The organism is Micromonospora sp. CCTCC AA 2012012 (genome assembly GCF_040499845.1).
GTDB lineage: Bacteria > Actinomycetota > Actinomycetes > Mycobacteriales > Micromonosporaceae > Micromonospora > Micromonospora mangrovi.
The window spans coordinates 3,996,244-4,019,074 of the sequence record NZ_CP159342.1 but is presented as its reverse complement, the minus strand read 5'-3'; the positions used below and the strand labels follow the sequence as shown (position 1 = coordinate 4,019,074).

Annotated in this window: 25 protein-coding genes and 1 tRNA gene; 13 read left to right on the top strand and 13 right to left on the bottom strand. The window is 74.1% G+C overall.

Going from position 1 to position 22,831, the window contains the following annotated elements; genetic code table 11:
* The first annotated feature begins 6 nt into the window (after positions 1 to 6).
* From ABUL08_RS17610 to rdgB, 5 genes are all read left to right on the top strand, one after another.
* Complete coding sequence (locus ABUL08_RS17610) at positions 7 to 378, top strand: MoaD family protein (protein WP_350931000.1); 372 nt, start codon at positions 7 to 9, stop codon at positions 376 to 378.
* A gap of 10 nt (positions 379 to 388) precedes the next feature.
* On the top strand, positions 389 to 1,354 hold the full coding sequence (locus ABUL08_RS17605; protein ID WP_350930999.1) for a PLP-dependent cysteine synthase family protein: 966 nt from the start codon (positions 389 to 391) through the stop codon (positions 1,352 to 1,354).
* Between the two features lie 224 nt (positions 1,355 to 1,578).
* Positions 1,579 to 2,325, top strand: coding sequence for an MBL fold metallo-hydrolase (locus ABUL08_RS17600; protein ID WP_350930998.1), 747 nt, complete (start codon positions 1,579 to 1,581; stop codon positions 2,323 to 2,325).
* Positions 2,326 to 2,380: 55 nt separating this feature from the next.
* Positions 2,381 to 3,106 carry a ribonuclease PH gene (rph, locus tag ABUL08_RS17595; RefSeq protein ID WP_350930997.1) on the top strand — a complete coding sequence of 242 codons (726 nt, stop codon included), beginning with the start codon at positions 2,381 to 2,383 and terminating at the stop codon, positions 3,104 to 3,106.
* A gap of 52 nt (positions 3,107 to 3,158) precedes the next feature.
* Entirely contained in the window at positions 3,159 to 3,776 is a 618-nt protein-coding gene (gene rdgB / locus ABUL08_RS17590; RefSeq protein ID WP_350930996.1) for an RdgB/HAM1 family non-canonical purine NTP pyrophosphatase, read from the top strand.
* A gap of 245 nt (positions 3,777 to 4,021) precedes the next feature.
* On the opposite strand, the gene hutH is transcribed toward rdgB, so the two are convergent.
* The 6 genes from hutH to ABUL08_RS17560 are packed head-to-tail and all read right to left on the bottom strand — an operon-like array spanning position 4,022 to position 11,874.
* Positions 4,022 to 5,557, bottom strand: a complete 1,536-nt coding sequence (gene hutH / locus ABUL08_RS17585; protein WP_350930995.1) for a histidine ammonia-lyase — start codon at positions 5,555 to 5,557, stop codon at positions 4,022 to 4,024.
* The gene (gene hutI, locus ABUL08_RS17580; protein ID WP_350938684.1) at positions 5,554 to 6,765 is read right to left on the bottom strand and encodes an imidazolonepropionase; all 1,212 of its coding nucleotides are present in this window, start codon (positions 6,763 to 6,765) and stop codon (positions 5,554 to 5,556) included. The genes hutH and hutI overlap by 4 nt, the downstream gene beginning before the upstream one ends.
* A 38-nt stretch (positions 6,766 to 6,803) precedes the next feature.
* On the bottom strand, positions 6,804 to 8,159 hold the full coding sequence (locus ABUL08_RS17575; RefSeq protein ID WP_350930994.1) for a formimidoylglutamate deiminase: 1,356 nt from the start codon (positions 8,157 to 8,159) through the stop codon (positions 6,804 to 6,806).
* Positions 8,150 to 9,349 carry an allantoate amidohydrolase gene (locus ABUL08_RS17570; RefSeq protein ID WP_350930993.1) on the bottom strand — a complete coding sequence of 400 codons (1,200 nt, stop codon included), beginning with the start codon at positions 9,347 to 9,349 and terminating at the stop codon, positions 8,150 to 8,152. Before ABUL08_RS17570 ends, ABUL08_RS17575 begins: the two co-directional genes overlap by 10 nt.
* Positions 9,346 to 11,007 (bottom strand): urocanate hydratase, encoded by a 1,662-nt coding sequence (hutU, locus tag ABUL08_RS17565; protein ID WP_350930992.1) that lies wholly within the window; start codon positions 11,005 to 11,007, stop codon positions 9,346 to 9,348. The genes ABUL08_RS17570 and hutU overlap by 4 nt, the downstream gene beginning before the upstream one ends.
* A gap of 12 nt (positions 11,008 to 11,019) precedes the next feature.
* Complete coding sequence (locus tag ABUL08_RS17560) at positions 11,020 to 11,874, bottom strand: MurR/RpiR family transcriptional regulator (protein ID WP_350930991.1); 855 nt, start codon at positions 11,872 to 11,874, stop codon at positions 11,020 to 11,022.
* A gap of 83 nt (positions 11,875 to 11,957) precedes the next feature.
* On the opposite strand from ABUL08_RS17560, the gene ABUL08_RS17555 reads away from it, so the two are divergent.
* The 4 genes from ABUL08_RS17555 (at position 11,958) to ABUL08_RS17540 (ending at position 15,107) form a co-directional block, all read left to right on the top strand.
* Positions 11,958 to 12,791, top strand: coding sequence for an O-methyltransferase (locus tag ABUL08_RS17555; protein ID WP_350930990.1), 834 nt, complete (start codon positions 11,958 to 11,960; stop codon positions 12,789 to 12,791).
* A complete protein-coding gene (locus ABUL08_RS17550; protein ID WP_350930989.1) occupies positions 12,788 to 13,603 on the top strand; it encodes an MOSC domain-containing protein in 816 nt (271 codons plus the stop codon). The genes ABUL08_RS17555 and ABUL08_RS17550 overlap by 4 nt, the downstream gene beginning before the upstream one ends.
* A 70-nt stretch (positions 13,604 to 13,673) precedes the next feature.
* Positions 13,674 to 13,991: a hypothetical protein gene (locus tag ABUL08_RS17545; RefSeq protein ID WP_350930988.1), complete on the top strand. Its 318-nt coding sequence runs from the start codon at positions 13,674 to 13,676 to the stop codon at positions 13,989 to 13,991.
* A 54-nt stretch (positions 13,992 to 14,045) separates the two neighbouring features.
* Positions 14,046 to 15,107 (top strand): expansin EXLX1 family cellulose-binding protein, encoded by a 1,062-nt coding sequence (locus ABUL08_RS17540; protein ID WP_350930987.1) that lies wholly within the window; start codon positions 14,046 to 14,048, stop codon positions 15,105 to 15,107.
* Between the two features lie 702 nt (positions 15,108 to 15,809).
* On the opposite strand, the gene ABUL08_RS17535 is transcribed toward ABUL08_RS17540, so the two are convergent.
* The 3 genes from ABUL08_RS17535 to bcp form a co-directional block, all read right to left on the bottom strand.
* A complete protein-coding gene (locus tag ABUL08_RS17535) occupies positions 15,810 to 16,340 on the bottom strand; it encodes a GNAT family N-acetyltransferase (protein ID WP_350930986.1) in 531 nt (176 codons plus the stop codon).
* A gap of 63 nt (positions 16,341 to 16,403) precedes the next feature.
* Positions 16,404 to 16,490, bottom strand: a tRNA-Leu gene (locus ABUL08_RS17530).
* 54 nt (positions 16,491 to 16,544) lie between these two features.
* The gene (gene bcp, locus ABUL08_RS17525; protein WP_350930985.1) at positions 16,545 to 17,015 is read right to left on the bottom strand and encodes a thioredoxin-dependent thiol peroxidase; all 471 of its coding nucleotides are present in this window, start codon (positions 17,013 to 17,015) and stop codon (positions 16,545 to 16,547) included.
* Between the two features lie 161 nt (positions 17,016 to 17,176).
* On the opposite strand from bcp, the gene ABUL08_RS17520 reads away from it, so the two are divergent.
* The 4 genes from ABUL08_RS17520 to ABUL08_RS17505 are packed head-to-tail and all read left to right on the top strand — an operon-like array spanning position 17,177 to position 19,824.
* Positions 17,177 to 17,896: an energy-coupling factor ABC transporter permease gene (locus ABUL08_RS17520; protein ID WP_350930984.1), complete on the top strand. Its 720-nt coding sequence runs from the start codon at positions 17,177 to 17,179 to the stop codon at positions 17,894 to 17,896.
* Complete coding sequence (locus tag ABUL08_RS17515) at positions 17,893 to 18,270, top strand: PDGLE domain-containing protein (protein WP_350930983.1); 378 nt, start codon at positions 17,893 to 17,895, stop codon at positions 18,268 to 18,270. Before ABUL08_RS17520 ends, ABUL08_RS17515 begins: the two co-directional genes overlap by 4 nt.
* Positions 18,271 to 18,283: 13 nt before the next feature.
* Positions 18,284 to 19,054 (top strand): cobalt ECF transporter T component CbiQ, encoded by a 771-nt coding sequence (cbiQ, locus tag ABUL08_RS17510; RefSeq protein WP_350930981.1) that lies wholly within the window; start codon positions 18,284 to 18,286, stop codon positions 19,052 to 19,054.
* On the top strand, positions 19,051 to 19,824 hold the full coding sequence (locus ABUL08_RS17505; protein ID WP_350930980.1) for an energy-coupling factor ABC transporter ATP-binding protein: 774 nt from the start codon (positions 19,051 to 19,053) through the stop codon (positions 19,822 to 19,824). Before cbiQ ends, ABUL08_RS17505 begins: the two co-directional genes overlap by 4 nt.
* A 12-nt stretch (positions 19,825 to 19,836) precedes the next feature.
* Here ABUL08_RS17505 and ABUL08_RS17500 read toward each other — a convergent pair whose 3' ends face one another.
* From ABUL08_RS17500 to ABUL08_RS17485, 4 genes are read right to left on the bottom strand one after another with little or no spacing between them, the layout of a single operon-like run.
* The gene (locus ABUL08_RS17500) at positions 19,837 to 20,931 is read right to left on the bottom strand and encodes a hypothetical protein (RefSeq protein WP_350930979.1); all 1,095 of its coding nucleotides are present in this window, start codon (positions 20,929 to 20,931) and stop codon (positions 19,837 to 19,839) included.
* Positions 20,928 to 21,644, bottom strand: a complete 717-nt coding sequence (locus tag ABUL08_RS17495) for a DsbA family protein (RefSeq protein ID WP_350930978.1) — start codon at positions 21,642 to 21,644, stop codon at positions 20,928 to 20,930. Before ABUL08_RS17495 ends, ABUL08_RS17500 begins: the two co-directional genes overlap by 4 nt.
* Positions 21,637 to 22,155 (bottom strand): MauE/DoxX family redox-associated membrane protein, encoded by a 519-nt coding sequence (locus ABUL08_RS17490; RefSeq protein WP_350930977.1) that lies wholly within the window; start codon positions 22,153 to 22,155, stop codon positions 21,637 to 21,639. Before ABUL08_RS17490 ends, ABUL08_RS17495 begins: the two co-directional genes overlap by 8 nt.
* 31 nt (positions 22,156 to 22,186) lie before the next feature.
* Positions 22,187 to 22,771: a sigma-70 family RNA polymerase sigma factor gene (locus ABUL08_RS17485; RefSeq protein WP_350930976.1), complete on the bottom strand. Its 585-nt coding sequence runs from the start codon at positions 22,769 to 22,771 to the stop codon at positions 22,187 to 22,189.
* Positions 22,772 to 22,831 lie beyond the last annotated feature (60 nt).

Sequence of the window (22,831 nt, the reverse complement as noted above, 5' to 3'; positions counted from 1 at the left end):
GACATCATGGCCATCGAGGTTCGCATCCCCACCATCCTGCGCAGCTACACCGGCGGCGCGAAGGTCGTCGAGGGCGCCGGGGACACCCTGGGCGACCTGCTCACCGACCTGGACGCCCGGCACGCCGGCCTGAAGGGCCGCCTGGTCACCGAGACCGGCACGCTGCACCGCTTCGTCAACGTCTACGTCAACGACGAGGACGTCCGCTTCCTCGGTGCGCTGGACGCCAAGCTCAGCGACGGCGACAGCGTCACCATCCTGCCGGCCGTGGCCGGCGGCGCGTTCGGCTTCGCGGCGGCAGCCGCGATCAGCCAGCACCGTGCGGCGGCGGCGGCGATCGCGCCGCGCGTAGCGCGGCCGGCCGTCGCTGCCCGCTGAGGGCGGCGTCATGGCGCGGTACGACAGCCTGCTCGACGCCTCCGGCGGCACACCCCTGGTCGGGCTGCCGCGGCTCTCGCCGACGGTGCCCGACGGGGCGCCGCCGGTGCGGCTCTGGGCGAAGTTGGAGGACCGGAACCCGACCGGCAGCATCAAGGACCGGGCGGCCCTGTTCATGGTGCGCGCGGCCGAGGAGGCCGGCCGGCTCCGCCCGGGTGACACCATCCTGGAGCCGACCAGCGGCAACACCGGCATCTCGCTGGCCATGGTGGCCAAGCTGCGGGGTTACCGACTGGTCTGTGTCATGCCGGAGAACGTCTCCACCGAGCGGGTGCAGCTGCTCCGGATGTACGGCGCGGAGATCATCTTCTCGCCCGCCGCCGGTGGCTCCAACCAGGCCGTCGCCACCGCGAAGCAGATCTCCGCGGAGCACCCCGACTGGGTGATGCTCTTCCAGTACGGCAACGAGGCGAACGCCCGGGCGCACTACGAGACGACCGGGCCGGAGCTGCTGCACGACCTGCCCACGATCACCCACTTCGTGGCCGGGCTCGGCACCACCGGCACCCTGATGGGCACCGGCCGCTACCTGCGGGAGAAGGTCGACGGCATCCAGATCGTCGCCGCCGAGCCCCGCTACGGCGAGCTGGTCTACGGGCTGCGCAACATCGACGAGGGATACGTGCCGGAGCTCTACGACGCGACGGTGCTGTCCCGGCGCTTCTCGGTGGGCACCCGGGACGCGGTGCTGCGTACCCGGCAGCTCGTCGAGGTGGAGGGGATCTTCGCCGGCTTCTCCAGCGGGGCGATCCTGCACGCGGCGCTGGCCGTGGCGCACGAGGCGGTGCGGGACGGCCGCCGGGCCGACGTTGCGTTCGTGGTCTGCGACGGCGGCTGGAAATACCTCTCCACCGGCGCGTACGGCGGCACCCTCGCGGATGCCGAGGACGCCCTGGAGGGTCAGCTCTGGGCCTGACGACGCAGCGTGGGGCCGGTCGACGGAGCGTCGCCGGCCCCGCGCCGTTCCCGGCCGGTCACCGGACGTGTACGGGTGTCACGTTGATGACATCTTCCGGTAGATGATTCTTGCGCCGCAGCGCGTCAGCGTAGGCTGCGCAGCGTGGCGTACGCGTCGGTAAAGATCATCGACGAGGCGGGTGCCGGCGTGTGGACTACGTTGCGTGACAACGGGATGACGTGATGCGACTGACCGTGCTGGGCTGCGCGGGCAGTTTCCCCGGCCCCGAGTCCCCCTGCTCCGCCTACCTGGTGGAGGTGGCGGGCTTCCGCCTCCTGGTCGACTTCGGCTCCGGCTCGCTCTCGACCCTCCAGCGGTACGTGGGGCTGCACGCCCCCGACGCCATCCTCCTCACCCACCTGCACTGCGACCACATGCTCGACGCCGTGTCGTACGTGGTGGTGCGCCGGTACGCCCCGGACGGACCGTACCCGCCCCTGCCGGTCTACGCGCCCGCCGGCGCGCCCGACCGGTTGGCCGCCGCGTACGGGCAGGAGGACAGCACCGTCGACGACGTCTACCAGTTCTACGCCCTGCAACCGGGGACCTTCCCGATCGGCCCCTTCGCGGTCACCGTCGACCGGGTGAACCACCCGGTCGAGACGTACGGCGTGCGGCTGGAGCACGACGGCCGGGTGCTCTGCTACTCCTCCGACACCGCGCCCTGCGAGGCGCTGCTGCGGTTGGCGCAGGACGCCGACCTCTTCCTCTGCGAGGCCAGCTATCTCGACGGGGTGGACAACCCGCCCGACCTGCACCTGACCGGCCGGGAGGCCGGCGAGGTGGCGACCAAGGCGGGCGTCGGCCGGCTGCTGCTCACCCACCTGGTGGCGGCCTGGGGCAGCGAGGCGCACACCGTCGCGTCGGCCGCGTCCGCCTATGACGGGCCGCTCGAGGTGGCCCGCCCCGGTGCCTCCTACGACGTCTGACCCGCACGGGCACACCCGGGAGCGGATCGATCACGGCACCGCATAGGGTGCAGGGATGGCGCGACCTGACGGGCGGCTGCCCGACCAACTCCGACCGGTGACCCTGACCCGGGGCTGGAGCACCCACCCGGAGGGCTCGGTCCTCGTCGAGTTCGGCGACACCCGGGTGCTCTGCACGGCGAGCGTGACGGAGGGCGTGCCCCGCTGGCGCAAGGGCTCCGGGCTGGGCTGGGTGACCGCCGAGTACGCGATGCTGCCCCGCGCCACGAACACCCGCTCCGACCGGGAGAGCGTCAAGGGGCGGGTCGGTGGGCGTACCCATGAGATCTCCCGCCTGATCGGGCGGAGCCTGCGGGCCGCGATCGACCTGAAGGCGCTCGGCGAGAACTCGATCGTGCTCGACTGCGACGTGCTCCAGGCCGACGGCGGCACCCGTACCGCGGCGATCACCGGCGCGTACGTGGCGCTGCACGACGCGGTGACCTGGCTGGCCGGGCGGAAGTCGCTGGCCGGCAAGGTGGAGAACGTGATGCACCGGTCGGTGGCCGCGGTCAGCGTCGGCATCATCGCCGGTGAGCCACGGCTGGACCTCTGCTACACCGAGGACGTGGCCGCCGAGGTGGACATGAACGTGGTCTGCACCGGGACGGGCGACTTCGTCGAGGTGCAGGGGACGGGTGAGGACGGCGTCTTCTCCCGTCAGCAGCTCGACGCGCTGCTCGACCTCGGCGTGCTGGGCTGCCTGGAACTGGCGGACGCGCAGCGGAAGGCACTCCAGTGAACGCGAGGAGTGAGCTTGCGAGCCCCGCAGTCGTGAACGGAGACGTCACCGCATGAACAAGGTCCTGCTCGCCACCCGGAACCGCAAGAAGCTGGTCGAGCTCCAGCGGATCCTCGACGGCGCGCTCGGCGCGCACCGGATCGCCCTGCTCGGCCTCGACGACGTCGAGGAATACCCGGAGCTGCCGGAGACCGGCCTGACCTTCGGCGAGAACGCGCTGATCAAGGCGCGGGAGGGCTGCCGGCGTACCGGCCTGCCCACCATCGCCGACGACTCGGGCATCGCGGTCGACGCCCTCAACGGCATGCCGGGCGTGTTCAGCGCCCGCTGGGCCGGCCGGCACGGCGACGACCAGGCCAACCTCCAGCTGGTGCTGGACCAGGTGGCCGACGTGCCCGACGAGCACCGGGGCGCGGCCTTCGTCTGCACGGTGGCGCTGGTGCTGCCCGGCGGCAAGGAGCACCTGGTCGACGGCCGGCAGACCGGTCGGCTGCTGCGCGCGCCGCGCGGCGAGGGCGGCTTCGGGTACGACCCGATCTTCCTCGGCGACGGTCAGGAGCGCACCAACGCGGAGCTGACCCCGCAGGAGAAGGACGCCATCAGCCACCGCGGCAAGGCCCTGCGCGACCTCGCCAAGCTCGCCGCCAAGGTCCTCCCCCCAACCCCCTGACCCCGACCCGCCCGTCCTGGCCCCGCCTCCTCCTCGCCCGCCCGTCCTCGCCCGCCCGTCCTCGTCCTCGCCCCGCCTCGTCCTCGCCCGCCCGTCCTCGCCCCGCAATTTCCCGGAAAGAGGGCTTATCCTGCGCGGATTAACCACTCTTTCCCGGAAAGAGTGGCCACGCCGGGCGGGAGTGGCCACGCCGGGCGGGAGGCGTGACGCCGGGCGGGCGGGGCGGACGATGCCGGGTGGGGTGATCAGCCGAGGGGGCCGATCTCGCGTTCGATGGCGGCGCGCAGGGCGTGGCCGCGCAGCACCTCCCGCGCGGTCTCCATGACCGGGGCGAGGAAGACGTCCGGCCCGGGTTCGCCGGCCACCTCGCCGAGCGCTGCGAGCGCGGCCCGACCGGCCGGCGACGGCTCCAGCGGGGTGCGCAGCTGGAGGCCGCGTACCCCGGCCAGCAGCTCCACCGCGAGCACGCTGGTCAGGTTGTCCAGCACGGTACGCAGCTTCTTGGTCGCCGCCCAGCCCATCGAGACGTGGTCCTCCTGCATGCCGCTGGTGGGTAGCGAGTCCACCGAGGCGGGCGCGGCGAGGCGCCGGTTCTCCGCGACGATCCCGGCCGCCGTGTACTGGGCGATCATCAGCCCCGAGTTGACCCCGGCGTCGGGGGAGAGGAAGGCGGGCAGTTCCCGGTTGCGGGCCACGTCGAGCAGCCGGTCGACCCGGCGTTCCGCGATGGCGCCGACCTCGGCGGCGGCGATGGCCAGGTAGTCGGCGGCGAAGCCGAGCGGCGCGCCGTGGAAGTTCCCGGTGGACTCGACCCGCCCGTCGGGCAGCACCACCGGGTTGTCCACCACCGAGCGCAGTTCCCGGCCGGCGACCGTCTCGACGAAGTCGAGGGTGTCCCGCGCCGCGCCGGCCACCTGGGGCGCGCAGCGCATCGAGTACGCGTCCTGCACCGCGTGCGCCAGGTCGTCGCGGTGCGAGTCCATCACCCGGGAGTCCTGGAGCAGCCGGTGGATGTTCGCCGCCGAGACGGCCTGCCCGGGGTGCGGCCGGATGGCGTGCAGCTCGGGCAGGAACGGCCGCTCCGAGCCGAGCATCGCCTCGATGGCGAGGGCGGCGGTGACGTCCGCCATGGCGAAGAGGTGCCGGGCGTCGTGGATGGCGAGCAGCAGCATGCCCAGCATGCCGTCGGTGCCGTTGATCAGCGCCAGCCCCTCCTTGGCGGCCAGCTCGATCGGGGCCAGCCCGACCCGGCGCAGCGCCTCGGCGGCGTCGAGGCGTTCCCCGGCCGGCCCGAGCACCCAGCCCTCGCCGAGCAGCACCAGCGCGCAGTGCGCCAGGGGGGCCAGGTCGCCGGAGGCGCCGAGCGAGCCGTGCTCCGGCACCCACGGGGTGACCTCGTGGTTGAGCAGGTCCACCAGCGCCTCGGCGATCAGCGGGCGGACGCCGGAGCGGCCCAGCGCGAGGGAGCGGACCCGCAGCAGCATCATCGCCCGGACCACCTCGCGGGGCATCGGCGCGCCCACCCCGGCGGCGTGCGAGCGGATCAGCGCGTGCTGGAGTTCGGCCCGCCGTTCCGGCGCGACGAAGGTGTTGGCGAGCGCCCCGAAGCCGGTGGAGACGCCGTAGACGGGGCGGCCGGCGGCCTCGATGCCGTCCACGATGGCGCGGCTGGTCGCCATCGCGTCCACGGTGGACGGGTCGAGGACGACCTTGGCGGTGCCGCGCGCGACGGCGAGCACGTCGGCGGGGGAGACCCCGGTGGGCTGGATGGTCACGGTCATTGCGGCACTCCGTTGTGCAGAACCTGGCGGATCAGGGGAACCCCCGGCCGGTAGGCCAGGTGCAGGTGGGAAGGGGCGTCGAGGATCATGAGGTCGGCCCGGGCGCCGGGCCGCAGCCGGCCGACGTCGGTGCGGCGCAGCGCCGCCGCCCCGCCGGCGGTCGCCGCCCACACCGCCTCCGCCGGGGTCATCCGCATCTCGCGTACGGCGAGCGCGACGCAGAACGCCATCGACGACGTGTACGACGACCCGGGGTTGCAGTCCGTCGCGAGCGCCACCGTCACGCCCGCGTCGAGCAGCCGCCGCGCGTCCGGGTACGGCGACCGGGTGGAGAACTCCGCCCCCGGCAGCAGGGTGGCGACCGTGGTGGTGTGTGAGCCGTCCGCGCACATGCAGTCGATCCGGTGCGCGGCGAGCGCGTCGATGTCGGCGTCGGTCAGGTGGGTGCAGTGGTCGACGCTGGCCGCGCCGAGTTCCACACCGAGTTGCACGCCCGGCCCGGGGCCGAGCTGGTTGGCGTGCACCCGCAGGCCCAGTCCGACGGCCTGCCCGCAGGCGAGGATCGCCCGGGCGTGGTCCACGTCGAACGCGCCGCGCTCGCAGAACACGTCGATCCACCGGGCGTACGGGGCGGCGGCGGCGAGCATCGGGCCGCAGACCAGGCCCACGTAGTCGTCGGGGCGGTTCGCGTACTCGGCGGGGACGACGTGCGCGCCGAGATAGGTGGTGTCGTCGGTGAACTCGGCGGCGATCCGCAGCGAGCGGGCCTCGTCGGCGGCGGTGAGGCCGTACCCGCTCTTGATCTCCATGGTGGTGGTGCCCTGCCGCAGGGCCTCGGCACGCAGCCTGCCCACGGTGGCCCGCAGTTCGTCGTCGGAGGCGGCCCGGGTGGCGCCGACGGTGGTGCGGATGCCGCCGCCGGTGTAGGGCTCGCCGGCCATCCGGGCGGCGAACTCGGCGGCCCGGTCCCCGGCGAAGACCAGGTGGGCGTGGCTGTCCACGAAGCCGGGCAGCACCGCCGCGCCCCCGGCGTCGATCCGTCGGTCGGCGGCCGGGGCGTCCCGGGCCGGCCCGACCCAGGCCACCTCGCCGTCCTCGATCAGCACGGCGGCGTCCCGCCGGATCCCCAGCGGGTCGCCCGCCCGGCCGTCGTTGGTGACCAACTCGCCGATGTCGTCCACGAGCAGGCTGCCGGTGTTGCGCGCGATCCGCCGCGTCGGCCCGTCCGGGCGGGTCGGAAAGCCGCTCACGAGACCACCTCCGCGATGGCGTGCCGCAGCTCGGTCGGCACGTCGACGGTCAGGTGCCGGCCCTCGGCGACCACCGTCCGGCCGTCGACCACCACGGTGGTCACGTCGGCGGCGGTGGCGGCGAAGAACGCCCCGACCGGCGGCACCCCGGCGGTGCGGGCGCTGTCCAGCCGTACGGTGACCAGGTCGGCCCGGTCGCCGACTGCCAGCCGGCCGGCGTCTCCCCAGCCCAGTGCGGCGTGCCCGGCGACGGTGGCGGCGGTCAGCAGCTCGGCGGCGGTGAAGTGCCCGCGTCGGCGGGTCCGCAGCCGCTCGTCCAGCTCGACGGCGCGCGCCTCCTCGAAGAGGTCGACCACGGCGTGGCTGTCGCTGCCCAGGGTGAGCGGGCTGCCCGCCTCGGCCATCCGCCGCGCCGGCCCGATCCCGTCGGCCAGGTCCCGCTCGGTGGTGGGGCAGAGGCAGATCCCGGTCCGGCTGTCCCCGAGCAGCGTGACGTCGGCGCTGGTGGGGTGGGTGGCGTGCACGGCGGTGGTGTGCGCGCCGAGCACCCCGTGCTCGGCGAGCAGTCGGGTCGGGGTGACGCCGTGCACGGACCGACAGGCGTCGTTCTCGGCGGGCTGCTCCGACAGGTGCACGTGCAGCGGCACCCCGGCGCGGTCGGCCAGGTTCGCGACGGTCGCCAACTGCTCCGCCGGCACCGCGCGGACGGAGTGGATGGCCGTACCGACCCGGGCGTGCTCGTTCTCCGGGCGGAACGCGGCGACCCGCGCCGCCCAGCGCAGCGCGTCACCGTCGCCGAACCGCCGCTGCGGTCCCGCGAGCGGCGCACCGTCCACCGAGGCGGTCAGATAGCACGCGTCCAGCAGGGTGAGCCGGATGCCGGCGTGCGCCGCCGCCTCCACCAGCGCCGCCGACATCGCGTTCGGGTCGTCGTACGGGGTGCCGTCGGGGCCGTGGTGCAGGTAGTGGAACTCGCCGACGCAGGTGACCCCGGCGAGCGCCATCTCCGCGTACGCGGCCCGGGCCAGGGCCAGGTAGCTGTCCGGGTCGAGCCGGGCGGCGACGGCGTACATGGCGTCCCGCCAGCTCCAGAAGTCACCCCGACCGGCGTGGGTACGCCCGCGCAGCGCCCGGTGGAAGGCGTGCGAGTGGGAGTTGGCCAGCCCCGGCAGGGTCAGCCCCGGCAGTCGGGTCGCGTCACCGAGCACCTCGACGCCGGCGGCCGGCCGGCCCCCGGCAGTCAACGGCGTGACGGCGGTGATCCGGCCCGCGTCGGCCTCGATCAGCACGTCGGGCGTGGGCTCGGCGTGGTCGGGCAGCCAGGCGTACTCGGCGAGCCATCTCAACGGCATGCCAGCTCCTCCAGCACCCGGGCCAGAACGGTCACCCCGGCGGCGCAGTCGACGTCGGTGGCGGACTCGGCCGGGGAGTGCGACACCCCGGTCGGGTTGCGGACGAAGAGCATCGCGGTGGGCAGGTGCGCGGCCAGCACCCCCGCGTCGTGCCCGGCCCCGGTGGGCAGCACCGGCGCGTCCAGCAGCGCGGCCAGCCGGTCGGCCAGCCCGCCGTCGAACGCGACGAGGGGGGTCGCCGACTCCTCGGTGCAGGTCAGCGCCGTGCCGTCCCGTCTCGCCCGCTCGGTGGCCTTGGCCTGCACCGCCTCGACGAGGCCGTGCAGCGTCGCCGGCTCGGCCGCCCGGGCGTCCAGCCAGCCGGTCACCTTCGCCGGGATGGCGTTGGTGGCGTTCGGCTCGACGGCGACCCGGGCCACGGTGGCGTGCGCGTCGCGCAGCCGGGCCTCCTTGTTCGCGGCGAGCACCGTGAACGCGTACGTGAGCATCGGGTCGCGGCGGTCGGCCATCCGGGTCGTACCCGCGTGGTTGCCCTCGCCGTGGAAGTCGAAGCGCCAACGGCCGTGCGGCCAGATCGCGCTGGCCACCGCGACCGGCGCGGCCTGCTCGACCAGCGCGCGGCCCTGCTCGACGTGCAGTTCCACGAAGGCCGCGAAGCGGCCGAGCAGGGTCGGGTCGGCGCCCGCCGGCCGGTCGCCCAGCGCCTCGGCGAAGCTCACCCCGGCCGCGTCGCGCAGCCCGGCCGCGCGGTCCACCGCGATCTCCCCGGTGAGCAGCCGCGACCCCAGGCAGGGTACGCCGAACCGCGCCCCCTCCTCCTCCACGAACGCGGCCACCGCCACCGGCCGGTCGGGCGTGACGCCCGCCGCCCGCAGCTCGTCCACGGCGAGGAACGCGCTGACGATGCCGAGCGGCCCGTCGTACGCCCCGCCGTGCGGCACCGAGTCGAAGTGGCTGCCGGTGAGCACCGCTTCTCCGGCGGCCGGGTCACCCCACCAGGCGAAGAGGTTGCCGTTGCCGTCTTCCTGCACCGGCATCCCGCGTTCGTCGGCCTGCTCGCGGAACCAGGCGCGCAGGGTCAGCTCCGGCTCGGTGAGCGCATAGCGCAGGTAGCCGCCGCTGCCGGCGTCCCGCCCGACGGACGCGATCTCGTCCCAGAGCTTGCGGAACCGCTCGGCCAGGTCGGTCACGCCGGGGCCCCGGTCTCCGTCATCGGCACCCGCACGCCGGTCCGCGCGGCGACCTCGCGGGCGTCGTCGTAGCCGGCGTCGACGTGCCGGATGACGCCCATCGCCGGGTCGTTGGTCAGGACCCGCTCGATCTTCTGCCCGGCCAGGGCGCTGCCGTCGGCGACGCAGACCTGCCCGGCGTGGATGGACCGGCCGATGCCCACCCCGCCGCCGTGGTGGATGGACACCCAGGATGCCCCGCTGGCCGTGTTGACCAGCGCGTTGAGCAGCGGCCAGTCGGCGATCGCGTCGGAGCCGTCGGCCATCGCCTCGGTCTCCCGGTAGGGGCTGGCGACGCTGCCGCAGTCCAGGTGGTCCCGGCCGATCACCACGGGGGCGGTCAGCTCGCCCGACGCGACCATCTCGTTGAACCGCACCCCGGCCCGGTCGCGCTCGCCGTAGCCGAGCCAGCAGATCCGCGCCGGCAGGCCCTGGAAGGCGACCCGCTCGCCGGCCATCCGCATCCACCGGGCGAGGGACTCGTTCTCCGGGAACAGGTCCAGGATCGCCCGGTCGGTGGCGGCGATGTCCTTCGGGTCGCCGGAGAGCGCCGCCCACCGGAAGGGACCCTTCCCCTCGCAGAACAGCGGCCGGATGTACGCCGGCACGAAGCCCGGGAAGTCGAACGCCCGCTCGAAGCCGCCGAGCTTCGCCTCGCCGCGGATCGAGTTGCCGTAGTCGAAGACCTCCGCGCCCGCGTCGAGGAAGCCGACCATCGCCTCGACGTGCTTCGCCATCGACGCCCGCGCCCGGTCGGTGAACTCCGCCGGCTTCGCTGTCGCGTAGTCCCGGGCGTCGGCGACCTCCACCCCCTCCGGCAGGTACGACAGCGGGTCGTGCGCGCTGGTCTGGTCGGTGACGACGTCGATCTCGACGCCCCGGCGCAGCAGCTCCGGGAAGACCGTCGCCGCGTTGCCGACCACGCCGACGCTGAGCGCCCGACGGTCCCGCTTCGCGGCGAGCACCCGCTCGACGGCGTCGTCCAGCGAGTCGGCCACCTCGTCGAGGTAGCGGTCGTGCACCCGGCGGTCCAGCCGGGTCCGGTCCACGTCCACGATCAGGCAGACGCCGCCGTTCATGGTGACCGCGAGGGGCTGCGCCCCGCCCATCCCGCCGCAGCCGGCGGTCAGCGTCAACGTCCCGGCGAGGGTGCCGCCGAAGCGCTTGGCGGCCACCGCGGCGAAGGTCTCGTACGTGCCCTGGAGGATGCCCTGGGTGCCGATGTAGATCCACGAACCGGCGGTCATCTGCCCGTACATGGTCAGGCCGAGCTGTTCGAGGCGGCGGAACTCCGGCCAGGTGGCCCAGTCGCCGACCAGGTTCGAGTTGGCCAGCAGCACCCGGGGCGCCCACTCGTGGGTCCGCATCACACCGACCGGGCGGCCGGACTGCACCAGCATCGTCTCGTCGTCGCGCAGCTCGGTCAGCGTCCGCACCAGCGCGTGGTACGACGGCCAGTCCCGCGCGGCCTTGCCGGTGCCGCCGTAGACGACCAGGTCGTCGGGGCGCTCGGCCACCTCCGGGTCGAGGTTGTTCATCAGCATGCGCAGGGCGGCCTCCTGCGGCCACCCCTTCGCGGTGCGTACGGTGCCGCGGGCGGCGCGGACGGGCTGGTGCATCTCGTACTCCTCTCAGCCGAGGAACAACTGGCGGCGGGCGGCGGACGACTCGAACGCCTCGAGTCGGGCCTGGGTCTCGGCGGGGGTGGCGTCGCAGATCGCCTGGAGCACCACCATGGCCAGGGTCATCGGGGCGGTGTGCAGGTCGAAGACCAGGTCGGTGCCGACGGCGGCGGGGAGCACCACCTCGGCGTGCTCGGCGGCGGGGCTGACCGGGGAGTCGGTGATCGCCACGACGGTCAGCCCGGCGGTGCGGGCCTCGCGCAGCGCGTCGAGGGTCTCCCGGGGGTAGCGGGGCAGCACGAAGGCGAGCAGGGCGGTCGCGCCGGCCGCGGCGGCCTGTTCGAGCCGGTCGGCCAGCAGGCTGCCGCCGTCGTCGAGGACCCGCACGTCCGGATGCACCTTCGCGGCGAAGAAGGCGAAGTACGCCGCGAGCGGCGCGGCGGCGCGCAGTCCGAGCACCGGCAGCGGCCGGCTGGCGGCCAGCAGCGCGCCGACCTCGGTGATCCGCTCCCGGTCGGCGAGCTGCCCGGCCAGCCGGTCGAGGTTGCCCGACTCGGTGCGGACGGCCCGCTGGAGTTCGTTGTCGGTGTCGACCGGTCCGCCCGCCCCGGTGGCGGTCAGCTCGCGCAGCCGGCGGCGCAGGGCCGGGTAGCCGTCGTGGCCGAGCGCCATCGCGAACCGGGTCACCGACGGCTGGCTGACTCCGGCCAGTTCGGCCACCTCGGCCGCCGACAGGTACGCCGCCGCTCCGGCGTGCTGCACCAGGCAGTGCGCGATCCGCCGCTGGGTGGGGGTGAGCCGGACTCCGTGGAACAGGTCCAGCACGCGTTCGGTCGGCGCCGCGACGACACCGCTTTCATTCATGACGCGACTCTATGCATGAAGAATTTCAAAGACAACCCGAACAATCCTCGTCAGGCGTCCCGATCGCCTGGTAGAACGCTCCCGTGGACGCAACGAAGCTTCGGCGGGCCATCGCCCGCACCCCGTTGGCGCCGGTGGCCGCGTTCCCGAAGCGGCTGGCCCGGGTCGCCCGGCACGACGCGCGCGTGCTGCGCACCTCGGCCCGCTGGCTGGTCACCTCCCGTGAGCACCACAACTACACGTACGAGCTGACCACCCTGAGCCGACACCACCTGGCCTGGTTCGTCAGCGTGGTCTGCGACGTGCCGGTGACGCGGGTGCGGGCCTGTCTCGCCGAGATCGAGGGCGACCAGGAGCTGCGCCGGCACATCGAACGGGCCACCGCCGCCGCCCCCCGTCGCGGCCTCGCCGACAGGCACGTCCGGTACGCCCGCCGCATCGGCTGGTACGCCATCGTCCGCGCCCGCCGCCCCGCGCACGTGGTCGAGACCGGGGTGGACAAGGGGCTGGGCAGCTGCGTCCTCGCCGCCGCCCTGCTGCGGAACGCGGCCGAGGGGCACCCCGGCCGGCTCACCTCGCTGGACATCAACCCCGAGGCCGGCTACCTGGCCCGGGCCACCCCGTGGGCGGACGTGATCGACCTGGTGATTGGCGACTCGGTCGCCTCGATCGGCGCGCTGGACCGCCCGGTGGACCTGTTCCTGCACGACAGCGACCACAGCCGGGTCCACGAGAAGCGCGAGTTCGAGGCGGTCGAGGCGAAGCTCGCCCCGGGGGCCATGCTGCTCACCGACAACGTGACCGCCACCAATGTCCTGGCCGAGCACGCGGAGCGCACCGGCCGGCGTTTCCTCGCGTACCGTGAGACCCCCGCCGGGCACTGGTACCCGGGCGACGGGATCGGGGTGGCCTGGTGAAGCTCGCGTCCGTGCACACGTACCCGGTCAAGGGTTGCCACCGCCTCGACCACGACGGCGCCCGGGTCGAGCCGTGGGGCCTGGCCGGCGACCGCCGCTGGATGGTGCTCGACGAGCACGGCGTCGGCGTCACCCAGCGCGAGGCGACCGAGCTGGTCACCCTCCACGCCACCCCACGCGACGGCGGCCTGCTGCTGCGCGCACCCGGCCGTCCGGACCTCGACGTGCCGGAGCCGACGACCGCCGAGCCGGTCCCGGTGCGGGTCTTCCGCAGCCGGCTGCCGGTCGCCGCGCTGCCCGCCGGGCCGGCCGCCGACGACTGGCTCGGCGCGCTGCTCGGCCGCCCGGTCCGGCTGGTCTGGCTGCGCGACCCGACCCGGCACGTGCGCCCCGACGAGCGGGACCACGACACCGGTGACCAGGTCAGCTTCGCCGACGAGTACCCGCTGCTGCTGGCCAACGCCGCCTCCCTCGACGCGCTCAACGGCTGGCTCGCCGACGCTGGCGAGCCTGCGGTGGAGATGACCCGGTTCCGTCCCAACCTGGTGGTCGACGGCGCCGCCGCCTGGCAGGAGGACGCGTGGGTCGGCCGCCGGCTCCGCGTCGGCGGGGTCGTCCTGCGGGCCGCCGGGGCGTGCGACCGCTGCGTGGTCACCACCACCGACCAGGAGACCGGGGTACGCGGCAAGGAGCCCCTGCGCACCCTGGCCCGGCACCGCAACATCGGGCAGAAGCTCCTCTTCGGACTGCACCTCGTCCCCGAGGGTCCGGGTCGGGTGGCCGTCGGCGACCCGGTGACCCTGGTCGACTGACCACCGGCCTTGTCCCTGGTCAGCCCGGGACAGATGATGGGGGGAGCGGTCCGTCGACAGGGGAGTCGAGATGCCGGTGATCCATCAACCCCGGGTGGCCTGGGACACGGCCAGGGTGATCGTCGACGCGGCGCGCGACGACGAGGTCTTCCGCTGGTTCAGCCAGCGCGTCGGTGACCTGCTCGGCCCCACCGTCGAGGACGCGCTGGAGTTCACCCGGCTCCGCCTCCGCCAGGGCGACCACCACGCACCGATCGAAGCCGGCAGGTGGCGGGTACGCCTGGAGGACACCCTGCGCGACCGGCCCGAGGTCGCCGAGGAGCTGCGGTCGCTCGCCGTCATCACCGCCGGCCTGCTGCGTACCCGGTCCGTCGCCCCCGCGTCTTAGCTTTCGCTTAGCCGGCTTGTCCGGTGCCGCTGCGGTCCGGCACGATCGATCGTCGTGACCGACGGCAGCGCTCCCACCGGCCCCGACAGTTCCCCCTCCACCGAGCCCGACCCTCAGGTGCGCTCCGGGCGGGGGCGCCGACGGGCGGCCGTCCGCACCGGACGCTGGCTGGCCGGTGGTGGGCTGGTGGCGCTGGCCGCGTTCACCGGCCTGGTCCTCGCCGTCCGCACCGGCGCCGAACCCGCCTGCGCGGCTGCCCCGGCCCGCAACGCGCCGGCCGCCGCCGCGCCCCGGGCACTGGCCGCTCCGCCGCTCGGTGGCACCGTCCACCAGGGAAAGGCCACCTTCTACGACTCGCAGGGCGCTGGCGGCAACTGCTCCCGCCCGGCCGCCCCCACCAACCGGCTGTATGTCGCGCTGGGCCCCGGCGAGTACGCCGAGGGCGCGGCCTGCGGCGGCTTCCTCGACGTCACCGGCCCGAAGGGCACCGTCCGGGTCCTGGTGATGGACCAGTGCCCGGAGTGCGAGCCCGGTCACCTGGACCTCTCGGCGGAGGCGTTCGCCCGCATCGCCGACCCCGTCAAGGGCGTCGTCCCGGTCAGCTACCGGGCGGTGGTGAACCCGCCGCTGCCCGGACCGCTCACCTTCCGGATGAAGGAGGGCGCGTCCCAGTGGTGGTTCGCCGTGCTGGTCGGGGAGCACGGCAACCCGCTGCGCTCGGTCGAGGTGCGCCAGGGCGGAAACTGGCGTGGCGCGACCCGGCAGGACTACAACTACTGGCTGATCGACTCCGGTGCCGGCCCCGGCCCGTACGCCATCCGGGTCACCGACGTGTACGGCCACCGCGCCACCGCCACCGGCATCCGGATGGCCCCCGGCCAGGTCCAACGCAGCGCCGTCCGGATGTACGGCGGCGCCACCCCGGCCGCCTCCCGGTCGGCGACGCCCACCCGCTCCCCGTCGGCCTCACCCAGCGCCTCCGCCAGTGCCGCTCCGACCGCCCCGCCGAGCACCACGGTCAGCCCGCTCACCTCGTCCACCGATCGCCGCCAGGTCGTGGACGCGGCGGTCGCACCCCCGACGCCCGCCCTGGTACGTACCGGCTGCGGACACTGAGCTGGCCCCGCCTCCTGGAGTCACCACGGAGGGATAGGGGTGCACTAAGCGCGCTACGAACTTGATTACAAAGATGGGTCACCCACGGTCTATCGACGCACTGGCACTGGCACTGGCACTGGTCCCGGTCTTGGCGCTGTCCGTGGTTTCGGTCCCGGCCCCGCGGTCCTGCCTGGCCCAGTCCTGGTCCGGTTCTCGGTTCCGTGTCGGTCCTGGTCCGGTCGGGCCGTCGTCCCCGGTCGGGCCGTCGTCCCCGGTCGGGCCGTCGTCCCCGGTCCGGTCCTGGTCCCCCGTTCCGTCCGGTGCTGGTCCTGATCCCGGTTCGTCGACGAGCGAACCTGCGCTCGGTCCACTCCATCCGTGATTCATCTTTGTAATCAAGTTCGTAGCGTCCCGACCGTGTCCCCTCCCGGCGGAACCCGACGCCACCGAGCTGCCCGCCGGACGCCCGCTGGTGCGGCTTGCGTCCCGGTCCGGCTCGCAACTCCGGTCGGGCTTGCGCCCCGGTCCGGCTCGCAACTCCGGTCCGGCTCGCAACTCGGGCGCGGCTCCGAACTCCGGGTCCGACTCAGACCCCGAGTCCGCCTCACACGCCCGGGTCCGGCAAGCGCGTTCGATCCGGCTCGCCGGGCGGAACGGTGGGGATGCGGCGGCCGGATGGAACGGTGCGGGTGGTGGTCGGGTCGTGTGAAGAGAGGGGCGTCAGCCGGCGGGGGTCGCCAGGTCGAGCCACATGAAGATCTCGTCCCGGTCGTCGCCGGGAGCGACCCGGAGCGCACCCGGTAGGCGACCGACCTCGCGGTAGCCCAGCCGCTCGTAGAACGACTCCAGGCCGAGCCCGCTGCGGACGGTCACGTGCAACGCGTCCAGGCCCGACTCGCGGGCGATCCGTTCGGCCTCGCGCATGAGCGCGGCGCCGTGGCCTCGTCCCTGGGTGTCGGGATGGACCATCACGCGCTTGAGCACCCGGTAGTGGGCCTTCAGCCGGAACCGGTTGTCCGTGATGATCAGGACGCCCACGGGACGGTCACCCTCGTAGCCGACCAGCAGCCGGTCGGGTCCCGCCGCGATCTCGCCGAAGGTCGCCTCGGCGACGGGCCGTACCTCGGCCGCCGTCACCGGGGCGACGAAGCCGACCGCGCCACCGGCGTTGGTGACGTCCACCCAGAGCGAGATGACGCGTTCCCGCAGTTCGGTGGTGAGTTCGGGGTCGAGGACGAAACGCAGGTTCACGGCCCCATCTTCGGCGAACGGGCCGGTCCGGGGTGGGGGCCGTGATCCTTGCGACACCGCTGCTGGTGCGGGAGAGGGGAGTCGAACCCCCACGTCCTTTCGGACAATAGGACCTAAACCTATCGCGCCTGCCTATTACGCCACTCCCGCGGACCCGCTGAGTCTAGAACGTCGCCGCCACGGCGTGGAGCGGCTGTTCCCCGCTCAGTCCAGCCCGAGGTCGCGGCGCAGCTTGGCGACGTGCCCGGTGGCCTTGACGTTGTAGAACGCCCGCTCGATCTTTCCGTCGGGGTCGATGACGAAGGTCGACCGGATCACCCCGGTGACCGTCTTCCCGTACATCTGCTTCTCGCCGTACGCGCCGTAGGCGGTGAGGACCGCCTTGTCGGTGTCGGCGACCAGCGGGAAGGTGATCGCGTCGCGCTCGCGGAACTTGGCCAGCTTCGCCGGCTTGTCCGGCGAGATGCCGACGACCTCGTAGCCGGCGGCCTGGAGGGAGGCGAGCGAGTCGCGGAAGTCGCAGGCCTGCTTGGTGCAGCCGGGCGTCATGGCGGCCGGGTAGGCGTAGAGGATCACCCGGCGACCCCGGAGGTCGGCCAGGGAGAGCGTCCCGTCGCTGTCGGTCGGAAGGGTGAACTCGGGTGCGGCGTCGCCGGGGTTCAGGCGGTCGGTCATGGCGCAGACGATACCGCCGCCGTACGAGCCGTCGGGGACGGCGACGCGCCGTGGCTCGTGATGATCACCATGCCTTGTTGCAAGGGATTGGCAACAAAGAGCCGCCACAAATAAGCTGAGCCGGCAGGCGTGGACCCACCCGCCGCGCCCGGGGAGGTCGAGTGGAAACCCTCGCGATGCACATCTCGAACGGGATCATCGACGGTCCCGTGGCCGCGGTCTTCGCCGCGTTCGCGCTCGCCGTGCTCACGCTCTGCGTGCTGCGGGGGCGACGCGACCTCGACGACCGGCTGGCACCGATGGCCGGCCTGGTGGCCGCGTTCATCTTCGCCGTGCAGATGCTCAACTTCCCGATCTTCACCGCCGGGGTCAGCGGTCACCTGCTCGGCGGGGCGCTCGCCGCGCTGCTGGTCGGCCCCTGGGTCGGCGCGCTCTGCGTCGCCGTGGTCCTCGTCGTGCAGGCGTTGGTCTTCGGCGACGGCGGGGTGGCCATGCTCGGCCTCAACATCACCAACATGGCGATCATCGGCACCGCCGCCGCGTACCTGCTGATCGCGCTGCTGCTGCGGGTGCTGCCGCGCACCAACGCCGGCCTGGCGGTCACCGCCTTCGTCTCCGCGCTGGTCAGCGTCGTCGTCGCCAGCCAGGGCTTCGTCCTGCAGTACTGGCTCGGCGGCACCACCGACCTCGGCGGCAACCTGGCCGGGCTGGCCGGCACGATGGCCGGCGTACACCTGCTGATCGGCGTCGGCGAGGGCCTGATCACCGCGACCACGGTGCTCACCGTCGCCAAGGTCCGCCCCGACCTGGTGTACGCGCTGCGTAACCGCCGGCCGGTCGCGCCGGTCACCCCGGTCCCGGTCGCCGGAGGAGTGCGATGAACCGGCGGTCCCGGTGGTTCCTCGTCGGCGGTCTGCTCGTCGCGCTGCTGCTCGCCGGCGTGGTCAGCAACTACGCCTCATCGCACCCGGACGGCCTCGACTCGTCCCTGCTCAAGGGCTGCACCGTCGACGCCCGGGGGGAGATCACCGGGGGTAGCTGCCCCGCGCAGCAGGCGAAACAGCACGAGTTGTCCGACAGCCCGCTGGCCGGCTACGGCATCCACGGCGTCGACAACCGGTTCCTCTCCACCGGCCTCTCCGGGGTGCTCGGCGTGCTGATCACCTTCGCCCTCGGTGGCGGTCTCTTCTGGCTGGCCCGCCGCCGCGCCCCCGCGCCCACCGCCGGCGACGACCGCGCCGCCCCGAAGAGCTGAGGGGGTACGTCGGATGGGTGCCGGACACGGGCACGTCCTCTACCGCGAGTCCACCTCGCCGGTGCACCGCCTCCCGCCCGAGGTCAAGATCGCCGCGATGGTGGTCTTCACCATCGCCGTGGTGGCCACCCCGCGCGAGGCGTACTGGGCCTTCGGCGGGTACGCGCTGCTGGTGGCCGTGGTCGCCGCGCTGGCCCGGGTCGGCCCCGGCTGGCTGCTCGGCCGGGCCCTCATCGAGCTGCCGTTCGTGCTCTTCGCCTTCGCGCTGCCGTTCCTCGGGGCGGGGGAGCGGGTCGAGGTGGCCGGGCTGCCCCTCTCCGTCGACGGGCTGCTCGGCGGCTGGAACATCCTCGCCAAGGGCACACTCGGCGTACTCGTGTCGCTCCTGCTGGCCGCGACCACCACGACCCGGGACCTGATCGTCGGCCTGGACCGGCTGCGCTGCCCGCAGATCCTCACCCAGATCGCCACCTTCATGCTGCGGTACCTGGAGGTGCTGGTCGGCGAGGCCCGGCGGATGCGGGTGGCCCGGGTGTCCCGGGGCGACGACCCGCGGTTCCTGTGGCAGCTGCGCGGCTTCGCCGCCGGGGTGGGCGCGCTCTTCCTGCGCGCCTTCGAGCGGGGCGAGCGGGTCTATCTGGCGATGGTGTCCCGGGGCTACTCGGGCCGGATGCCGGGCGTCTGGCAGGGCGCGGGCGCGGCCACCGCCGGGCAGTGGGCCACCGCGGCGACCGTGCCGCTGCTGGCCACCACCATCGCCGCCACCGCCGTCGTGCTGACATGATCGGAGCCGTGCAGAGCCCGCCCTCCCTGGACGTGCGTGGCGTCCGGTACGCGTACCCGGACGGTCACGTCGCCCTGCACGGGGTGGACCTGACCGTGCCGCGCGGCGAGCGGGTGGCGCTGCTCGGGCCGAACGGCGCCGGCAAGACCACCCTCGTGCTGCACCTCAACGGCATCCTCGCCGCCACCGAGGGAACGGTGACCGTCGGCGGCCTGCCGGTCAGCCGGGACCGCGCGACGCTCGCCGAGATCCGTCGCCGGGTCGGCATCGTCTTCCAGGATCCCGACGACCAGCTCTTCCTGCCCACCGTCGCCGAGGACGTGGCGTTCGGCCCGGCCAACCTGGGGCTGCGCGGCGCGGAACTGGCCGCCCGGGTGGACGAGGCGCTCGCCGCGGTGGGGATGACCGCGCACCGGGACCGGGCACCGCACCACCTCTCCTTCGGGCAGCGCCGCCGGGTGGCGGTGGCCACCGTGCTCGCCATGCACCCGGAGATCCTGGTGCTGGACGAGCCGTCGTCGAACCTCGACCCGGCGGCCCGGCGGGAGCTGGCGGCGATCCTGCGCGACCTGCCGGTGACCCTGCTCATGGTCACCCACGACCTGCCGTACGCGGCGGAACTCTGCGACCGCTCGGTGATCCTGGACGCCGGCCGGATCGTCGCGGACGCCCCCACCGTCGAGCTGCTCACCGACCCGGCGCTGCTGGCCGCGCACCGGCTGGAACTGCCGTACGGCTTCGACCCCCGCGCGGTCGCCCGTCCCGTCTGACGGCCCCGACGCTCAGCGGGGCGTGGGCACCGGCTGCGCGGGACGCGGCGCGGTGCGGGCGGCGGCGTGCAGCCGCAGGACCCCGGCGGCGACCGCGCCGGCCCCGGTGGCCAGCACCAGGGTCACCAGGATCCGGGCGGTGGTGGGCGGCCACGCCACCGGCACCACCGACCGGGACAGCACGGCGACGTTGGCGAATCCGCCGAAGATCGCCAGGCAGGCGCCGGCGAGGGCGAGCGCGAAGTCGGCGGCCTCGCGGCGGGTCAGCGCGTACCCGCCGGCGGCGATCGCGCCGAACCCGGTGAGCAGCGCCCAGATCTGCCCGCCGACCAGTCCGACCAGCACGCCACCGATCCCGGCGGATCCGGCGTCCAGTTCCCGGCCGACGGTGAACACCACGGCGGCGGCCCCACCGAGGGCGAGCAGCGCGCCCACCCCGCGCAGGGCCCGGGTGCCGGCCGTCGTGCCGGCGGGTGCCAGCCCGGCCGCCCCGATCGCCAGGAAGCCGAGGGTGGCGGCCACCCACCAGGGGTACGCGTCGGGCGGCGGCACCCAGTCCAGGGTGCCCCGGACCTCCACCGTCTCCGTACCGACCCGCAGCGGCACCACCCAGTCGCGGATCCGCTGTTCCCGGCCGGGGTCGGCGCTGACCTGGGGCGGCGGGGACGACTCCAGCCAGCGGGTCCGCTGGTCGTGCCAGCGCACCGACCGTCCCGGGTCGAGCCGGTACCAGACCGGGGTGGCGGCCGGGTCGGCCTCGCTGGAGAGGCTGGTGTCGCCGGCCAGGGTCTGGTTGAGGTACGTCGCCGGGGAGCGGCTGTTCTCGTACACCCCGCCGGGGCCCACCCGCAGGTACGGCTCGCCGGAGTAGCCGAGCACCTCGACGTCCCGCCCGGTGCGGTTGGTCAGCTCCAGCCGGGCGCCGGCCTCGACGACCCGTACGGTCAGCCCGGCCGGGGCGGGGCTGAGCCCGGTCAGGGTGACCCGGTAGTCGGTGCCGTCGGGGGCGTCCGCGCCGTGCGCGGCGGCCGGGGTGGCCAGGGCGAGCAGGGCGGCGAGCGCGGCGGTGACGACCAGTCCCGCCCGACGCAGCGGTACGGGGATCACTTGCCGGCCGCCTCCACCGCCGCCGTGACGCCCTCCGGGCTGCGGTCCTCGACGTCCTTGCCGTTGACCTTGATGGTCGGGGTGCCGGTCACCCCGGCCTTGCTCGCGTCGTCGGTGACGTGCTCGGTCCACGGCTTGTACGTGCCGTCCTTGACGCAGGAGCCGAAGTCGTCCCTGTCGAGTCCGACGCCGACCCCGATGTCGATCAGCTCGTCGTTGCTCAGCCCGGCGCTCCCCTCGGCCGGCTGCCGGGCGAAGAGCTGGTCGGTGAACTCCTTGAACTTGCCGCCCTTGGCGGCGCAGCCGGAGGCGGCCGACGCCCGGGTGGAGTATTCCGTGGTGGAGTAGCGGTTCAGGTAGGCGACCGGGTGGAAGACCACCTTCGCCTTGCCGGCGCTGACGAGCTGGTTGATCGTCGGGCCGGTGGTCTGCTGGAACTGCCTGCAGACCGGGCAGAGGTAGTCCTCGTAGAGGTCGATGGTGACCGGGCCGCTGCCGACGACGATGCCGGTGCCGGGGTCGTTCGCGCCGGGCGGGGCGGTCCACGTGTCCGACTTCTGGCTGCGGAAGACCGACCAGCCGATCAGGCCGGCGATGATCAGCACGGCCACCGCGGCCACCGACGTCCAGAGGGTCCGCTTGCGCCGCTTCTCCCGGGCGATCTGCTCGCGGACCACCCGCGCCGCGTCCCGCTGCCCCTTGCGACTACTCATCCTCGTCCTCCACGGGTGGTTCGCCCGCCAGCCAGCCGTCCACCGAGAACGGGGTGCGGGGCCAGCTCAGCAGGAATCCGGCGAGCGCCAGGAATCCCAGGTCCCGGAGGATCTCCGGGAGATAGCTCGGGGCCTGCCCGGCGGCGAGCTGCCCGCCGCTGCCGAAGCAGCCGCAGTCGATGGCCAGGCCACGGCTCCAGGCCGAGGCGATGCCGGTGATGAAGACCATCAGCAGCGCCGCGGAGACCCCGGCGGCCAGTCGGGTGGCCAGCCCGAGGAGCAGGAGTACGCCGAGCGCCAGCTCCACGAAGGGCAGCGCGGCGCCGACGGCGGTGGCCGCGTCGTACGGCAGGATCCGGTAGGCGTTGACGGCGCGGCCGGAGCCGGCCAGGTCACCGACCTTGGCGCCGCCGGCGATCAGCCAGACGGCGGCCAGCCCGAGGCGGGCGGCGGTGCCGAGCCAGGGCCGCAGGGTGGGCCAGCGTCGGATGCTCGGTGCGGTCACGGTCATTGGTCGTCCTGTTTCCGAGGAAAGTTCCGCATCAGCCGGTGAGGGCGTCGTCGACGGCCTCGACCAGCTCGCAGCGGGCCCGGGCCACCCGGGAGCGGATGGTGCCCACCGGCACCCCTTCCACCTCGGCGGTCTCCGCGTACGACAGGCCGAGCAGTTGGGTGAGGACGAACGCGGCCCGCCGCTCGGCGGGGAGCCGGCGGACCAGGTCGGCGGCACCGAGGTGCCCGGCCGGGTCCGGGTGCGGCCGGTCGGTCCAGGCGTGCGCGGCGAGCCGTTCGTCGAGTCGCCGCCGCCGGACCACCGTGCGCAGATGGTCGGCGCAGGCCCGGCGGGCGATGCCGAGCAGCCAGGTCCGGGCGCTGGAGCGTCCCTCGAACGACGGCAGCGCCCGGAACGCCCGCAGGTAGGTGTCCTGGGTGAGGTCGTCGGCGCTGTCCGGATCCACCAGCGCGGCGGCGAAGCGCCACACCTCGGCCTGGGTGGCCCGGACGAAGGCGGCCTGGGCGACCGGGTCCCCGTCCCGGGCGGCGAGCGCCCAGCGGGTCGCCGTCTCCCGCGCAGGCTCGCCCACCGGGTCGGTCGCGGCGGCGGTGTCGCGCGGGGCGGGGATCACGACAGCCAAGGTTACGCGGCGCGCACCGACCGGACAGGGTCCTTCGGCCCGTTGATGGTC

Coding starts and splice junctions, on each gene's coding strand:
- ABUL08_RS17515 (WP_350930983.1), top strand. CDS start 17,893: ATGAACCGGCGGTCCCGGTGGTTCCTCGTCGGCGGTCTGCTCGTCGCG.
- ABUL08_RS17600 (WP_350930998.1), top strand. CDS start 1,579: ATGCGACTGACCGTGCTGGGCTGCGCGGGCAGTTTCCCCGGCCCCGAG.
- ABUL08_RS17545 (WP_350930988.1), top strand. CDS start 13,674: ATGCCGGTGATCCATCAACCCCGGGTGGCCTGGGACACGGCCAGGGTG.
- ABUL08_RS17610 (WP_350931000.1), top strand. CDS start 7: ATGGCCATCGAGGTTCGCATCCCCACCATCCTGCGCAGCTACACCGGC.
- rph (WP_350930997.1), top strand. CDS start 2,381: ATGGCGCGACCTGACGGGCGGCTGCCCGACCAACTCCGACCGGTGACC.
- cbiQ (WP_350930981.1), top strand. CDS start 18,284: ATGGGTGCCGGACACGGGCACGTCCTCTACCGCGAGTCCACCTCGCCG.
- ABUL08_RS17495 (WP_350930978.1), bottom strand. CDS start 21,644: ATGAGTAGTCGCAAGGGGCAGCGGGACGCGGCGCGGGTGGTCCGCGAG.
- ABUL08_RS17490 (WP_350930977.1), bottom strand. CDS start 22,155: ATGACCGTGACCGCACCGAGCATCCGACGCTGGCCCACCCTGCGGCCC.
- ABUL08_RS17605 (WP_350930999.1), top strand. CDS start 389: ATGGCGCGGTACGACAGCCTGCTCGACGCCTCCGGCGGCACACCCCTG.
- bcp (WP_350930985.1), bottom strand. CDS start 17,015: ATGACCGACCGCCTGAACCCCGGCGACGCCGCACCCGAGTTCACCCTT.
- rdgB (WP_350930996.1), top strand. CDS start 3,159: ATGAACAAGGTCCTGCTCGCCACCCGGAACCGCAAGAAGCTGGTCGAG.
- ABUL08_RS17505 (WP_350930980.1), top strand. CDS start 19,051: ATGATCGGAGCCGTGCAGAGCCCGCCCTCCCTGGACGTGCGTGGCGTC.
- ABUL08_RS17575 (WP_350930994.1), bottom strand. CDS start 8,159: ATGCCGTTGAGATGGCTCGCCGAGTACGCCTGGCTGCCCGACCACGCC.
- ABUL08_RS17560 (WP_350930991.1), bottom strand. CDS start 11,874: ATGAATGAAAGCGGTGTCGTCGCGGCGCCGACCGAACGCGTGCTGGAC.
- hutH (WP_350930995.1), bottom strand. CDS start 5,557: ATGACCGTGACCATCCAGCCCACCGGGGTCTCCCCCGCCGACGTGCTC.
- hutU (WP_350930992.1), bottom strand. CDS start 11,007: ATGCACCAGCCCGTCCGCGCCGCCCGCGGCACCGTACGCACCGCGAAG.